This is a genomic window from Pseudoalteromonas sp. MM1 (assembly GCF_030296835.1).
Classification (GTDB): Bacteria; Pseudomonadota; Gammaproteobacteria; order Enterobacterales; family Alteromonadaceae; genus Pseudoalteromonas.
On the sequence record NZ_AP027922.1, the window covers coordinates 1,098,640 to 1,112,771 of the forward strand.

Consider the following 14,132-nt stretch of genomic DNA (forward strand, 5'->3'; position numbering starts at 1 on the left):
TAAAAGCCACTCACCTAAAAATACCAGGTATAAAAAAAGCGCCTAAGGCGCTTTTTGTGGTTAAAAACCAAAATCAACAAGTAGCAAAATAATAGACCCGCCTACGTAGAAAAAGTTCTCAATTATTTTTCATTTTTTTTAAGTAAGGGCATCAGCATTTGTTCAAGCCCATTTAATTTAACCTCGTACATCATTGCAAGCTGCGCCCCGAGTTTACTTTCTGGAAACCCTTGCTGTTTAAACCACACTAGGTAGGGCTCTGGTAAAAGCAACAGGGGTCTGCCTGCGTATTTTCCAAAGGGCATAATTGTATTAATGGCGAGCTTGAGTTCGGCTGTGTCCATAATAAGTCAGTAATTGATAAAACGTATAATGGTGATATTACTGCTTATTAATAATAAACGCATTAAGTAGATGGCTGAATACACGAAATGAAAGAGATAAAATAGGCTGTGACGGGCAAGAAACAGCCTATTGAACGAGGGAGTAGGCCCTCTGATTGAATAAATTTTGTGTTGATAAATAAAAGCTTACCTAGCATTAATTAGCTGGAGTCTAATTAGGTCGCAAAGGTACAAAGGCGTTTATTTAAACAACACAGGTAGTTTATCTGTTTTTCTTATAGATAGAGAGTAGTAATGTAAAGGAATGTAAATAAAATGAGTTTTTAAACTAAAGATAATAAAAAAGCCTTACTAAAAGTAAGGCGTTATTATTTGGTTTTTTCTATTTTTTAATCTAAAAGTACTATTTTTCGAATAGCTCTTGCTTTACGTGTTCGGCAAAACCACTACCTGCTTCTAAATAAAAGTTATAGGTAGAGTTTACGCCCATTTGTTCAAGCTCTTTTTGTTGATCAGGGTAGTTGGCGATAGCCGTTACTTGGCCGTTATAGCCTGAGGCTTGTAATTGCTCTAATGCAAAAATATTTTGCATATGCTTTGGCATAGCTAACATTACCATTTCTACATGAGAGTGGTTAACGCGCTGCCAAAAGTCAGGATCGGTGGCATCGGCAAGGAGTACCTTTCGGTCGCGTTTAATATGCTTTTCGACCACCTCGGGTTTTATATCAATACCCGCCACTACATTAGGGTGAGTGGCATTTATAGTTTCGTAGGCACCTGTTCCTATGCGTCCCATACCGAATATAACGATTTTAGTGTCGTTTAAATTAACGGGTAGCTCTTCAGCTAAGCGGGTTTTGCTTTCAAATTTTAATAACCAACGCTCAATTTTTACATATAACTCGTTTGAGCGTTTATTCAGAGGTGATGCAATAACAAACGTAATAGATACCGCAATAGCCATTACCGCCAGCCACTCTGAGGTGATCATGCCTGTAGAGGCTGCAACAGCACACACAATAAGGCCAAATTCACTAAAATTAGCAAGGCTAAATGCTGTGAGTAACGAGGTGCGTGCTCTAAGCTTAAAGGTATTAGTAAATACATAATAAAGTAAGATTTTTACGGGCAGCACAAGTATAAGGATTAACGCGACAATTAATGAATTAGCTGTAAGCTCTGCGTTCAAACCAATACTTAAGAAAAAACCGACGAGTAAAATATCTTTTAGATTAAGCAGAGATTTTGAAAGCTCTCCCGCCTTTTTATGTGGCGCAAACATCATCCCCATAATGAGTGCGCCTAAATCGCCTTTTAAACCTGCAAAATCAAATGCGTTATAACCGGCTACCAATGCAAAGAAAAAACCGAATAAAGGCAGAAGTTCACCATGTTTAGAGCGGTTAAGCACTGCATACATAAGCGGGCGTACTAAAGGAAGTGCAATAATTAAAGCAAGTGCCCACATATTTGGTACTTTGCCGGTGCTAATGGCTAAAAATATAACAGCAAAAATATCCTGCATAACTAAAATGCCGATGGCAATTTTCCCGTGTAGGCTTGCCATTTCACCCCGCTCTTCAAGTACTTTTACGGCAAATACAGTGCTTGAAAAGCTTAGTGCAAAACCAACTAATAAGGCACTTTGCCAGCTTAAATCAACAAACATAGGTACAGCAAAAATACCTAGCAATAACATAAAACCACTAAATAATGCACTGCTAAAAATAATGTGTAGGGTAGCGGGTGCCCATACTTGAGGCTTTATTAAGCTGTTTACTTTAAGTTTTAAGCCGATACTAAATAAAAGAAGTGTTACACCCAGTGCCGCAATGGTATCGAGTAGTTCGGTGCTTTTATAGCCAGATAAATTTAATGCAAAACCGGCGAGCAAAAAGCCAATAAGGGGAGGAAGTTTTAATTGATAAACACCAAAGCCACAAACAAATGCGGCGGCAAAATAGATTAGTTCCATAATTCTTAATATCACTTCATTTGGGATTGCAGTGTAGCGAAAATTTTATACCATTGAAAATATAAATAGCCCTAAAAATGAGCGCGTTTAATCAATTACTTGCCCAGCTGCGTATAAAAAATGCACATTAAACACGTATTTAATCGTAAATAGCATGTAAATAACATTTTTTCACTGACATTGGCTTTTAAATATGGTTAAGATGCTTTAACGAAGGAGTTTAAGCTTGAGCAACAAACTGAGCCGCTCAGCTTAAGGAGATAGATATGTTTAAAAAGATTTTAGCGTCGGTAGGCATTGGCGCTGCAAAAGTAGATACAATTTTAGAAACTGAGCATCTTCAGCCAGGGCAACTTTTTAACGCTAATATCGTTATAACTGCAGGCGATGTGGCTCAAGAAATTGCTGGCCTTGATTTGTTTTTAATGACTCGCGTGAAAGTTGATGGGGAAGAAGGGGAATACTTTACTAATCATGTCATTGATCAGTGGCGTATAACCGACATAGGCACCATTGAGCCAGGCGAAGTTAAAAGCATTCCATTTGAAGCACGGCTGCACCCAGAAACGCCAATTACTGAAATTAATGCCGGATACAATCAATCTCATGTGTGGATTGAAACAGGCCTTGATATTGATTTAGCACTCGACCCAACAGATAAAGACCACTTGCATATTTACCCTAACGAAGCTGTTAAAACCTGTATGCAAGCGATGGATAAATTAGGGTTTAGCTTATTAAAAGCAGATGTTGAAAAAGGCCATTTACGTGCGCCTACTTTTCAGTCGGTATCGGGGTGTTATCAAGAGTTAGAATATAAACCTAATAGCCGCAGCTTATTTGGTATTCAAGAAATTGAACTATCGTTTGTACCCGAAGCACACAAAACGCATGTTTTAATTGAGCTTGATAGAGCCTTTAGAGGCGACGGTTATGTTGATTTAACCATTGAGCACGACCATGTGAATTTATCGCAGTTGTGTGACCAATTAGAGCGTTTATTTGCCTAAGTAATACGTAGTTTAACTAAACCCAGCTTAGGCTGGGTTTTTTATTTTAGGATTTTATATGTCGTTTAAATGTGCGCATTTTGATGCGCTTGATACGCGTACTTTATTTACGATAATGCGCGGCCGTGTTGATGTATTCGTAGTTGAGCAAGCATGCCCTTACCCTGAGCTCGATGAAGTAGACATTAACGCAAGTACTCAGCATTTATATTCAGTTACCGATGATAGTTTATTAGCTTACGCCCGCTGCTATGAAAAAAACGAGCAGTACAGTGCAGTAGGCCGTGTACTGGTAAGTAAAAGTGAGCGAGGAAAAGGATTAGCTACTGAGCTTGTAAATACAGCCATAGCGTGTTGTAAAAAACAATGGCCAGAGCGCCAAATTTATATAGGCGCACAAACCTATTTATTAGCATTCTATCGCTCTTTTGGCTTTACAGAAGTAGGGGAGCAATACCTAGAAGATGGCATCCCTCATCAAGATATGGTGTTAAATATACAAAGCTAATACCAGCTTGCAAAATGATTAAGTATTATTGCGGATTGGGATAATTTATTACGAGTCAATTTAAGTTATCAAAAAGCCCACTTAACGCGTGGGCTTTGCTTAATTTAGTACGTAACCTGAGCTCAGGCTAGTTAAAAATAACCTATTAACTTAACACCGAATGTAAAAACACAGCACCAATAGCTACAGGGCACACAAACTTAGTGTATACAGGCCATACTTTCCAAAATAGCGAGTTGTGAACCTCTGGATTACCTTGCTGAATTGCTTTTAGTAGTGAGCCGCGGTACCAAATCCAGCCAACAAAAATACAACACATTAAGCCAAGTAATGGCTGAGCAACTTTAGTTGTCAATGTGATCACTAAACCAAATAAACTTCCTAAATTGCATACTATGGTAATGCTCACAGCGCTTATGAGCGCACCAATTAGCCATGTTGCTTGCAGGCGGCTCATTGCAAATCGCTCCACAGTATATGATACCGGTGCCTCTAACATTGAAATAGAAGAGGTAAGTGCAGCTATGCTCATTAGGGCAAAAAATGCAAAGCCAATAAACAAACCTACAAAGCCCATACCGTCAAACAGTGCTGGCAGCACCTGAAAAACCAGTGTGTCTTCAGAGAGAAGTTTGCCTGTAGAAGAAAATATTTCTACGCCTTGTGCTTGTGCAACATACATGGCAGGTATAATTAAAAGGCCCGCTACAAACGCGATAAACACATCTATTAATGTTACGTAAGCCCCTAGTGTAACTAGGTTTTCTTTTTGACTAATGTACGAGCCATAAATAATCATCACACTGGTGCCTAAAGATAGAGAGAAAAAAGCTTGGCCGAGTGCACTTACTAGTAAATTTGCATCAAAAATAGACGAGAAATCAGGTACTAAATAGGCTTTAAGCCCTTGCATAGCACCATCTTGAGTCATGACGTAGGCAATTAGGGCAAACAAAATACCTAAAAGAGCAGGCATCAGGCGCTTAGACCATTTTTCTATACCGTTTTCTACGCCACGACTAATAATGGCCACGGTGAGTATGATAAATATTACTGTAAAAGCAATGTTCCGTGAAAGTGACTGCTCACTTAACCACGTTGAGGCCTGGTTTGCCCCCGCTATTGTAGTGATAGGTTCAATGGTTGCGCTTAGCATCCAGCCTGCCACAATGGCATAAAAGCTTAATATAAAGCCCGCACATAAAATTCCGCCAAACCCAACAATAAAAGCAAAGCGTTTTTGCCACGGCTGCGTTGTTATTTTAGTTAAAGAAGACACCGCATTAGCTTGTCCATGGCGGCCAATTATAAGCTCAGCCATAAGTGCTGGGTAAGCCAAAAAGAACGCTAATACCAAATAAGCGACTAAAAAAGCGGCACCACCATTGCTTGCTGTTTGGGTAGGAAAACCCCAAATATTACCTAAACCTACTGCAGAGCCTGCGGCGGCCATTATAAATCCAAAGCGAGAGCTAAACTCGCCTCTAACTGCGCTCATATTATTGTACTTCTCTATTTTTTGACGGCGCTGACAATCTACTGGAATTGCAAATAAATAAAAAGTAATTATTTGTCCAATTGTGACATTAATTATCGTCTGGTGTGTCTATTACGCTATGCATTTAATTAATGTTATCAACAGGTTTAGAATAAGGAGTTGATTTTGTGTAATAAATGTTAACTACAGTTGTGTAAATAATAGTTTACGAATCATGATGCTGACCAATTTTAAGGGTAAAACAGGCCCCTTTAAGCTGCGCACTTTTACTAACGCTTACACTGCCATGATGCCAATCTGCCACTTTAGCCACAATTGCTAGGCCTAAGCCATAACTTTTATCAGCACGGTTACGATGGCTTTCCTCTCTAAAGAATGGGCTAAAAACGTTATTAAAATTCTCTGGTGCGATGCCTGGGCCATCATCTTCAACTGTAATATATAAATACTGTTCATCTCGCTTTGCACTGACATAAATAGTGTCTTTTGCAAAGTCGCAGGCATTGCCAATTAAGTTGCTAATAGCCCTGGCAAGCCAATGTAAATCCGCAAAAATCACCTCGTCACTACTGTTTAGTTGTATTTTAAGGTGGCTGGTTTCAATCTTAGGCGAAAGCTGGGTGAGTAAATCCTCAAGATAGTGCGATAAATTAGTTTGCGAATACGTGAGCTGATTGGCGTTTTGCTCAAGCGTTGCAAAGGCTAAATAGCTTTTAAGCATCGACTCCATATGATCGAGGTCGTTTTCCATACGCACAAGGTATTGCTTAATTCGGGGAATGTCTTGGCTGTCGAGCGCAGCATCTAAACCAAAGCGTAAACAGGCAATAGGGGTTCTAATATCATGAGATAAGCTCGATGCCATTAACTTGTTTTCCGCGACGAGCTTTTCTATTTGGCTGGCCATGCGGTTAAATGTAAGCTCAACGTCTTTTATATAAGTAAAGTGAGAGACTTTTATTCTCGCTTGTATATCACCTGCGGCAAATTTTTTGGCCGCATCGTTTAATACTGTTAAGCGTTTGGCAAGTGGGGCAATAATAAAGCCCATAAAAATGCAGAGCCCTGCATAAAACAACAAGGTTAAAATAATATCGTTGCGCTGATCTGTCTCAAACCCTTTATCTAGGCGCATGGATAGGTGATAAGGCGATAGTACTTCGCTACTGTAGAGCATATAAAAACCTTGCTGATCTTCTAAAATAAGGCCGCTTTGGGTATGCATTTGTAGTATTAAAGACGGCGGCAGGGCAAGGGATTCATTGTTTTTGTAATCAAGCTTTATATTAAAGTCGTTTGCTAATTGCTTTACATAAGCGCCGCGCTCAGAGGTCGCTACATTACTCAAATGTTTACTAAAGCCGTTGATCATTTGACTTTGTAGGCTAAATTCATCATGCGGTGTTTGAGTTTGTTGGCTAAATGCATCGATTAGCCAGCCCAATACAACAATAGAAAGCAGTGCACTACCGAGTAGTGAAATATAAAATTTCTTCATTTAAACCGCCACGGTTACTGTTCCCACGCGGTGGCAACAAGTAAATAACCGCGCCCCCATATTGTTTTTATTTTTTCTGGGCTTTGGGGATCATCATGAAATTTTTTGCGAAGCGCAGATATTAGTACATCAACACTCCTATCAAGGCCATCGTATTCACGCCCTTTTGTTGCTTTAAACACAGCATCACGCGAGATTACTTGGCCTGCATTACTCGCTAAGTAGTGCAATAGCAGGTACTCAGCACTAGAAATAGCAATATCTTGATTATTAAGCGTAACACTGCGGGATTGAGTATCAATACTGAGTGCCCCTACAGTAATTACACTCTCGTTGGTGGCTACTTTAGTTGGTTCGCTAGTAAGACGCAGCGCTGCTTTTATCCGGGCAAGTAATGCGCGAGGACGCACTGGTTTCATGATGTAGTCACTCGCACCTACCTCTAAACCAATTACTTCATCCATTTCATCATCGCGGGCGGTCAGCATAATAATGGGCGCGGTGTAAAAGCTACGTAGCTCTCTGCACACACTTATACCGTCTTGGCCTGGCAGCATAATATCGAGCAGCACAATGTTAGGGTTTAAGTTTTTTACCTGGCTTATTACTTCATCGCCACGGTGGCAAACATGGGTGGTATAGCCTTGCTCAGTTAAGTACTCGCCAACCCATTGGGCTAAAGAGGTGTCATCTTCAACTAATAAAATAGTGCCGTAATTATCCATATAACTTCCTTAGTGATCAGAACAAGCGCCAGCGGCGTTTTTTTTGTCTATTTTGATAAACCCACTGTAGTTTTATCTCTGTAGTTGCAATAACTTGGGCTGTATTACTATCAAACAGTTCAAAAGAAATACTTTGCTGAGAGTCGAAAGTGTATTCGAATACACCTTGTTGCTGTTTTAACCAACATTGCATTATATATTTCGATGTTGCATCTCTTAGGCAGTAGTTACCAATAATGGGTTGCTTCCAGCTAAGCGTAACATCAGCGTAGCAATTGCGGCCTTCACGCAGTGCAACACACGTGTCGGGAAGCGCAATTAAAGGGGCTGTTTTATCTGTTGCTTTAGCAGATGAAATAGCAGGGAAGATCAATAATAAACAGATCCATCTAAAATACATAACGTAGGCCTACCTTGGCTTTATGTTGATACCCTTGAGAAATAATGGGGCTGTCGTCTATTTCTTTTGAAAACCACGTTGTTAACCAGCCAGACAAAAACACCCAATCTTGAGAAATAGGGTACTCAGCATGAAACTCAAACATAATACTGGTACTGCCATTAGGGGTGTAAATAGGGCGATTAGCGGTGGCTTCGTCTGCATCTATACCAAAGTAATAGTCAGTAAAACTGCCCGAATAAGCGCTAATACCCACCCCAGATCTAAACTCCCAATTACGCCATGGCAAAATATGGCTAAAAAAGGTGTTAAACACCCAGCCATTATGTGTACCTGTAATATCATGTAAAAATTCAAACGAAATTTGCGAGTTTTCAAAGCGGCGCGTTAATCTAAGCCCAGCGTCAAAATCGTAATTGCGTGATTTTATACCTGCAAGTTCTTCTATTACACCGTGGTTGTAAAAGCCTAAGCCTTTTTCATCAAAGCCAGCTTGTATATTGGTGCCTAATATATCCAATCCCCAATCAAATTTATCTATAAGGCTGTAACCCACAACTAAGCCGCCGCTTAATTGGTTATGATCAAAGTCGAGATAAAAGTTTTCGTAGGAAATGGCTAAGCTTAAATCGAGTTCAACGCCATCGTCGTATGAATCAAGGCCAATTAGGTAAGAGTCTTCTATATAATAACCAGCCCCAGCGCTCCAGTCCCAAGCAAAGCCTTGGGTAGGCTCTAGCGTATTATCAGCATAGTATCGATTGCTTGCCAGGCTTTGAAAGCTCAAAAAACTGGCGCAAAGCAATACGCTATTAATAAAAGTATGCTGTAAGAAAGCGTTTTTCATCCCTGGGGACCTAATTATTATGTGTTATTAAGCGTAGTATATTGGTAAGTGAATCCTTGAAACTGTAAAAAAATGTAGTTTTTAAGTTATTGCACTTTTATTTTGTCAATTAAAATACTGCTTAAGTAATATTGCATCATAGGCGTTAAGGCGCTTACCTCAGTACGTGTGCATGGTCCTTGTAGTTTAGTTAAGCTGCTTAATTTAGTAATGGTTTTAAAGGGCGGTACGGTTACTTCTTTGCCTGCACGCGCTATACGGGCTTGCTCAGTATTTTGTTGGTGTACAAATGTTGCCACTTCTAGCTCGTTCGTAATTTTTTGCTCTTGGGCAAAGCTAAACAATAAAGGCTCACGGTGGAAGCTTGCGCTGTCTATTGATGATTTAGCAAACCATACTACATCGCCTGAGGCACGGTGCGTAATGCGCATGCTCACTTGTGCTAGTATGGTGGCGCATTGCTGAGTAGGGTATTGCTGCGCTACTTTGGCAAATAAAGGATAAGGGTTTTCAGGTTGAGTTAACGCATATTTTGTATCGTCAGTAAATGCTAAATCTAACTGATGAATAGCTAACGTGTAGTCACTGTTTTTACTATCAGTCACTTCTAAGCCTTTATCGTTCAAGGCTTGTGTGATTTGCTTTAATAGCGTGTCTGTTACGCTTGCTTTATCAGTTGTAATACGCACAGTTTGGCCGCGTGTTACCTTGTGCGCCGGTAACTGTACAGACTTAACTTTTGGCGATGCGTGCTCTGTTTTATACTCAAGCTGGTAAGTTTCGCTCTTTAATGTTGGCTTTAATGGTAAAGCCAAGGGCTCGGCCGGTTGTTTGGTAATTGCACAACCTGCTGATAATAATATAAAAAGTGATACAACTATAAAACGCATAAATACTTAACATCCACTTAAAAAGCCAATAATCGCAACATTGTACGTTAGTCCTATCAAAACTTCATGATATTATGCACATAGATGTAGTTAAAAAAGAATAAATTTGTAACGAATGAAGTATCTCACTAATTTTATGTATGTTTGGGTCGCTATTTGTCTATCTCTACCGCTTAAGGCAATAGCTAAAGCAGACTCAAACTGGGATGGATTCGTAAAACAGTATGGACGCTACGCAGAAAAAAAACTCAACAGTAAAGGTATTCCTGGCGCTGCGCTTTCTATAGTGAGTATTGGTAACGCTGATTATATTCACACCATGGGCCGCACTAAGGCAAGAAGTGGCACACAGATTAACCGCCACACCCGTTTTAGGTTGGCTTCGGTGTCAAAAACATTTGCAGGGTCGCTAACTGCAAAGCTTGCAAGTGAAAGGTTAATAGATTTATTTAAACCGGTAAGTGAGTATATACCTGCCTTTAAAGGTACCGTTTATAAAGACAATTTAAAAGTGTTTCACTTATTAAGCCACTCCAGCGGTTTGGTTCCTAATGCGTATGACAATTTAATCGAATCAAGAATGAGTTACCCCGATATTGTCAAAAAGCTATTAACAGTAAAGCCCATTTGCGAACCAGGCCAATGCTATGGCTATCAAAATGTGATGTTTAGTTTAATTGACGATGTAATTTACAGCGCTACCAATAAAAAATATGATCAGTGGCTGCAAGAGGGCATTTTTACACCATTAAAAATGAGCGATACCAGCTTAGGCTTTGATGCAATGGTGCAGGATAAAAACTATGCACTGCCGCACGTTAGAGGCAAAAAACGTTGGTACACAGCCGAGCTGAAAAAAAACTATTATAAAGTTGGCCCGGCTGCGGGCGTAAATGCAAGTGCCACCGATATGGCAAAATGGTTAAATGCGCAATTAGGGCAAAACCTAGATGTACTCTCTTTAGATGCACTTGCTACACAAACACGTCCTTATACACTTACAAAAAAAGAGCGTTATAGACGGGTATGGAAAAAGGAATTAGAACACGCTTATTATGGATTAGGCTGGCGTGTTTATAATTATAACGACGAAACGCTTTATTATCATAGTGGCTGGGTGCAAGGCTATCGCAGTGACTTAGTGGTTATACCGCATTTAAATGTGGGGTTTAGTTTGATTGTTAACGCGGAAACAGGCGTGATAAATGAATTAACTACTGAATTTTTAGACCGTTTATTAAAATACAAACGCACTAAATAAAACAGGCCAAGGTTAGCTTAGAAAGGGCCGTGCTTTTAAATTTATTTTTAAAGGTTAAAAGTATAAATAAGCACCTATAATAAAAAAACCAGCTTAAAGCTGGTTTTTTATAAAAAGCTCACTGCACAATTAACTTATGCGCGTGGTAATTGAATCTTTTTTTCTGCACTTTGACGATAAAGTACAACGGTATGACCTATTGTTTGTAGCTTAGTTGCGCCGGTTTCACGAACGATTGCATCAAAAATAAGTGCTTTTGTTTCACGATCGTCAGTAGGTACTTTTACTTTAATCAATTCGTGAATTTCTAATGCACTTTGAATTTCGACTACTACGCCCTCGGTTAAACCGTTAGAACCTAGTAAAACTACAGGCTTGAGGCTATGTGCCTGGCCTTTTAAAAACTGCTTTTGTTTGTTTGATAATGTCATGTTTATACAAATTTTGCTGAATATGGCTTGAATTAAGGGTATTCTAACGCCATCTAAAGAATATTACTAATTAGTTGCGTGTTAATTTATGACAAATAAAAAACATTCAGCCAGTTCAAAGCGATGGCTGAAAGAACATTTTGATGATCAATATGTTCAGCAAGCGCAAAAAAAAGGCTGGCGTTCTCGAGCTGTTTTCAAATTAGATGAGATCCAAAATAAAGATAAACTGCTTCGCCCTGGTATGACTGTTGTTGATTTAGGTGCTGCACCAGGCAGCTGGTCACAATACCTAGCCGAAAAAGTATCTGACAAAGGTCAGGTTGTAGCGTGTGACATATTACCAATGGACTCACTTGCGGGGGTTGACTTTTTACAAGGCGATTTTCGTGAAGAAGCCGTGCTTGATGCATTGTTAAAACGCATTGATGGTAAAAATGTTGATGTGGTACTCTCTGACATGGCACCAAATATGAGCGGTAATAACTCGGTAGATCAAGCGGGTAGCATGTATTTGGTAGAATTAGCACTTGATATGTGTCATCAAGTATTAAAGAAAAATGGTGCATTTGTTGTTAAAGTGTTTCAAGGTGAAGGCTTTGATCAATACTTGCAAGATGTTCGTAATAGTTTTAAAGCAGTGAAAATACGCAAACCTGATGCCTCACGTGCCCGTTCTCGGGAAGTATATATAGTAGCGACCGGCTACAAACTGTAGTACAGTTGCTTGGCGTTTAGTTGAATTTAAATTAATTGGATACAAGAGGTTAACCCCTTGAGCGATATGGCGAAAAATCTAATACTCTGGCTGGTTATTGCAGTTGTGCTAATGTCAGTATTTCAGAGCTTTAATGGCGGCGATCAAGTTGATCGTCAAACAAGTTACACTCAATTTGTAAAAGACGTGCGTAGCGGCTCTTTACAAGAAGTTATTATTGACCGTGGAACGGGTAATATTACAGGTACTAAAAGTAGTGGTGAGCGTTTTCAAACCACAATGCCAATGTACGATGAAGATTTAATTAATGATTTACTTAAAAACGATGTAAATGTGAAAGGCGTTCAGCCTGAAGAACAATCGTTTTTAGCAAGTATTTTTATCTCTTGGTTCCCAATGTTGCTGCTTATAGGGGTATGGATATTCTTCATGCGTCAAATGCAAGGCGGTGGCGGTAAAGGCGCAATGTCGTTTGGTAAAAGCAAAGCGCGTCTGATGAGCGAAGACCAAGTTAAAACAACCTTTGCTGATGTAGCAGGTTGTGATGAAGCAAAAGACGATGTAACAGAGTTAGTAGACTTTTTACGTGACCCTTCTAAGTTCCAAAAACTTGGTGGTAGTATCCCTAAGGGCGTACTAATGGTGGGCCCTCCTGGTACGGGTAAAACATTACTTGCCAAAGCCGTAGCCGGTGAAGCAAAAGTACCGTTTTTCACCATTTCAGGTTCTGACTTTGTTGAAATGTTTGTTGGTGTCGGTGCATCGCGTGTACGTGACATGTTTGAACAAGCTAAAAAGGCTGCACCATGTATTATCTTTATAGATGAGATTGATGCCGTAGGCCGTAAGCGTGGCGCTGGCATGGGCGGTGGACACGACGAACGCGAACAAACATTAAACCAAATGCTAGTCGAAATGGATGGTTTTGAAGGTAACGAAGGTATTATCGTTATAGCGGCAACTAACCGCCCTGACGTACTAGACCCTGCATTACTTCGTCCTGGTCGTTTTGACCGTCAAGTAGTGGTTGGCTTGCCTGATATTCGTGGCCGTGAGCAAATCCTTAAAGTACATATGCGTAAAGTGCCATTAGGCGATAACGTAGAAGCGGCAGTTATTGCGCGTGGTACGCCTGGTTTCTCTGGTGCTGATTTAGCAAACCTTGTAAACGAAGCTGCACTTTATGCCGCACGTGGTAATAAACGTGTTGTAAGTATGGCTGAATTTGATGCTGCTAAAGATAAAATCATGATGGGTGCTGAGCGCAAGACCATGGTGATGAGTGAGCAAGAGAAAGAAATGACGGCGTATCATGAAGCGGGCCATGCTATTGTTGGCCGTATGGTGCCAGAGCACGACCCAGTTTATAAAGTGTCGATTATTCCACGTGGCCGTGCCCTTGGTGTAACTATGTACCTACCTGAACAGGACCGTGTTAGCCATTCTAAAGAGCTTTTAGAGTCAATGATTTCAAGCCTTTACGGTGGCCGAATTGCTGAAGCACTTATTTATGGTGAAGACAAAGTAACAACGGGTGCGAGTAACGACATTGAACGTGCTACAGATATTGCGCGTAAAATGGTAACGCAGTGGGGCTTGAGTGAAAAACTAGGTCCGTTACTTTACGCTGAAGATCAAAACGAGATGTACATGGGTGGCGGCGGTGGTCGCGCAATGAGCATGTCTGATGAAACAGCTAAAGTAATTGATGCCGAAGTACGCTTATTCTCAGACCGTAACTATCAAAGAGCAGAAGATATATTAAAAGAAAATATTGATATTCTTCATGCTATGAAAGATGCATTAATGAAATACGAAACAATTGATGCGAAGCAAATTGATGATTTAATGGCGCGTCAGCCTGTGCGTGAACCACGTGATGCACATGACCGTTTAGACGATAAGGCAACTAAAACAGTTGCACCTCAAGAAAAGCCGGTTGATGAAAGCCAAAAACCGGATGATTCATCGAAAAAAGATGAAACAAACCTTGATGATAAAGCTGAATAATCGTTAAAATAATG

14 protein-coding genes are annotated in these 14,132 nt (G+C 40.1%); 5 read left to right on the forward strand and 9 right to left on the reverse strand.

The features are described from left to right. Nucleotides 1-122 precede the first annotated feature (122 nt). Together QUE46_RS04985 and QUE46_RS04990 are read right to left on the reverse strand one after the other, a co-directional pair. The gene (locus tag QUE46_RS04985; RefSeq protein WP_004587357.1) at nucleotides 123-344 is read right to left on the reverse strand and encodes a DUF3820 family protein; all 222 of its coding nucleotides are present in this window, start codon (nucleotides 342-344) and stop codon (nucleotides 123-125) included. Between the two features lie 403 nt (nucleotides 345-747). Then, entirely contained in the window at nucleotides 748-2,322 is a 1,575-nt protein-coding gene (locus QUE46_RS04990; RefSeq protein WP_286246473.1) for a cation:proton antiporter family protein, read from the reverse strand. A 266-nt stretch (nucleotides 2,323-2,588) separates the two neighbouring features. On the opposite strand from QUE46_RS04990, the gene QUE46_RS04995 reads away from it, so the two are divergent. Next, a complete protein-coding gene (locus tag QUE46_RS04995) occupies nucleotides 2,589-3,332 on the forward strand; it encodes a sporulation protein (protein ID WP_029773443.1) in 744 nt (247 codons plus the stop codon). 58 nt (nucleotides 3,333-3,390) lie between these two features. Next, the gene (locus QUE46_RS05000) at nucleotides 3,391-3,840 is read left to right on the forward strand and encodes a GNAT family N-acetyltransferase (protein WP_286246474.1); all 450 of its coding nucleotides are present in this window, start codon (nucleotides 3,391-3,393) and stop codon (nucleotides 3,838-3,840) included. A gap of 145 nt (nucleotides 3,841-3,985) precedes the next feature. On the opposite strand, the gene QUE46_RS05005 is transcribed toward QUE46_RS05000, so the two are convergent. The 6 genes from QUE46_RS05005 to QUE46_RS05030 form a co-directional block, all read right to left on the reverse strand. After that, nucleotides 3,986-5,338 (reverse strand): sodium-dependent transporter, encoded by a 1,353-nt coding sequence (locus QUE46_RS05005; protein ID WP_286246475.1) that lies wholly within the window; start codon nucleotides 5,336-5,338, stop codon nucleotides 3,986-3,988. Between the two features lie 205 nt (nucleotides 5,339-5,543). Further along, nucleotides 5,544-6,836 carry a HAMP domain-containing sensor histidine kinase gene (locus QUE46_RS05010; RefSeq protein WP_286246476.1) on the reverse strand — a complete coding sequence of 431 codons (1,293 nt, stop codon included), beginning with the start codon at nucleotides 6,834-6,836 and terminating at the stop codon, nucleotides 5,544-5,546. 14 nt (nucleotides 6,837-6,850) lie between these two features. Then, a complete protein-coding gene (locus tag QUE46_RS05015; protein WP_286246477.1) occupies nucleotides 6,851-7,561 on the reverse strand; it encodes a response regulator transcription factor in 711 nt (236 codons plus the stop codon). Between the two features lie 16 nt (nucleotides 7,562-7,577). After that, nucleotides 7,578-7,961 carry a DUF3019 domain-containing protein gene (locus tag QUE46_RS05020; RefSeq protein ID WP_286246478.1) on the reverse strand — a complete coding sequence of 128 codons (384 nt, stop codon included), beginning with the start codon at nucleotides 7,959-7,961 and terminating at the stop codon, nucleotides 7,578-7,580. Beyond that, nucleotides 7,951-8,808, reverse strand: coding sequence for a MipA/OmpV family protein (locus QUE46_RS05025; RefSeq protein WP_286246479.1), 858 nt, complete (start codon nucleotides 8,806-8,808; stop codon nucleotides 7,951-7,953). The genes QUE46_RS05020 and QUE46_RS05025 overlap by 11 nt, the downstream gene beginning before the upstream one ends. Before the next feature lie 86 nt (nucleotides 8,809-8,894). Further along, the gene (locus QUE46_RS05030; protein ID WP_029773447.1) at nucleotides 8,895-9,698 is read right to left on the reverse strand and encodes a hypothetical protein; all 804 of its coding nucleotides are present in this window, start codon (nucleotides 9,696-9,698) and stop codon (nucleotides 8,895-8,897) included. Between the two features lie 115 nt (nucleotides 9,699-9,813). Between QUE46_RS05030 and QUE46_RS05035 the strand changes: the two genes are divergently transcribed. After that, on the forward strand, nucleotides 9,814-10,959 hold the full coding sequence (locus QUE46_RS05035; protein WP_286246480.1) for a serine hydrolase: 1,146 nt from the start codon (nucleotides 9,814-9,816) through the stop codon (nucleotides 10,957-10,959). Nucleotides 10,960-11,093: 134 nt separating this feature from the next. Here the strand turns inward: QUE46_RS05035 and yhbY are convergent, their stop codons facing one another. Then, nucleotides 11,094-11,390, reverse strand: coding sequence for a ribosome assembly RNA-binding protein YhbY (gene yhbY, locus QUE46_RS05040; protein WP_004587346.1), 297 nt, complete (start codon nucleotides 11,388-11,390; stop codon nucleotides 11,094-11,096). An 88-nt stretch (nucleotides 11,391-11,478) separates the two neighbouring features. Between yhbY and rlmE the strand changes: the two genes are divergently transcribed. Together rlmE and ftsH are read left to right on the forward strand one after the other, a co-directional pair. Continuing rightward, nucleotides 11,479-12,108, forward strand: a complete 630-nt coding sequence (rlmE, locus tag QUE46_RS05045) for a 23S rRNA (uridine(2552)-2'-O)-methyltransferase RlmE (protein WP_004587345.1) — start codon at nucleotides 11,479-11,481, stop codon at nucleotides 12,106-12,108. A gap of 66 nt (nucleotides 12,109-12,174) precedes the next feature. After that, complete coding sequence (ftsH, locus tag QUE46_RS05050; protein ID WP_286246481.1) at nucleotides 12,175-14,118, forward strand: ATP-dependent zinc metalloprotease FtsH; 1,944 nt, start codon at nucleotides 12,175-12,177, stop codon at nucleotides 14,116-14,118. Nucleotides 14,119-14,132: the final 14 nt, after the last annotated feature.

Bases quoted from the DNA above. Each gene is read 5' to 3' on its own strand.
- ftsH (WP_286246481.1), top strand. From the start codon at position 12,175: ATGGCGAAAAATCTAATACTCTGGCTGGTTATTGCAGTTGTGCTAATG.
- QUE46_RS04985 (WP_004587357.1), bottom strand. From the start codon at position 344: ATGGACACAGCCGAACTCAAGCTCGCCATTAATACAATTATGCCCTTT.
- QUE46_RS05025 (WP_286246479.1), bottom strand. From the start codon at position 8,808: ATGAAAAACGCTTTCTTACAGCATACTTTTATTAATAGCGTATTGCTT.
- QUE46_RS05015 (WP_286246477.1), bottom strand. From the start codon at position 7,561: ATGGATAATTACGGCACTATTTTATTAGTTGAAGATGACACCTCTTTA.
- QUE46_RS05010 (WP_286246476.1), bottom strand. From the start codon at position 6,836: ATGAAGAAATTTTATATTTCACTACTCGGTAGTGCACTGCTTTCTATT.
- rlmE (WP_004587345.1), top strand. From the start codon at position 11,479: ATGACAAATAAAAAACATTCAGCCAGTTCAAAGCGATGGCTGAAAGAA.
- QUE46_RS04995 (WP_029773443.1), top strand. From the start codon at position 2,589: ATGTTTAAAAAGATTTTAGCGTCGGTAGGCATTGGCGCTGCAAAAGTA.
- QUE46_RS05030 (WP_029773447.1), bottom strand. From the start codon at position 9,698: ATGCGTTTTATAGTTGTATCACTTTTTATATTATTATCAGCAGGTTGT.
- QUE46_RS05020 (WP_286246478.1), bottom strand. From the start codon at position 7,961: ATGTATTTTAGATGGATCTGTTTATTATTGATCTTCCCTGCTATTTCA.
- QUE46_RS05035 (WP_286246480.1), top strand. From the start codon at position 9,814: ATGAAGTATCTCACTAATTTTATGTATGTTTGGGTCGCTATTTGTCTA.
- yhbY (WP_004587346.1), bottom strand. From the start codon at position 11,390: ATGACATTATCAAACAAACAAAAGCAGTTTTTAAAAGGCCAGGCACAT.
- QUE46_RS05000 (WP_286246474.1), top strand. From the start codon at position 3,391: ATGTCGTTTAAATGTGCGCATTTTGATGCGCTTGATACGCGTACTTTA.
- QUE46_RS05005 (WP_286246475.1), bottom strand. From the start codon at position 5,338: ATGAGCGCAGTTAGAGGCGAGTTTAGCTCTCGCTTTGGATTTATAATG.
- QUE46_RS04990 (WP_286246473.1), bottom strand. From the start codon at position 2,322: ATGGAACTAATCTATTTTGCCGCCGCATTTGTTTGTGGCTTTGGTGTT.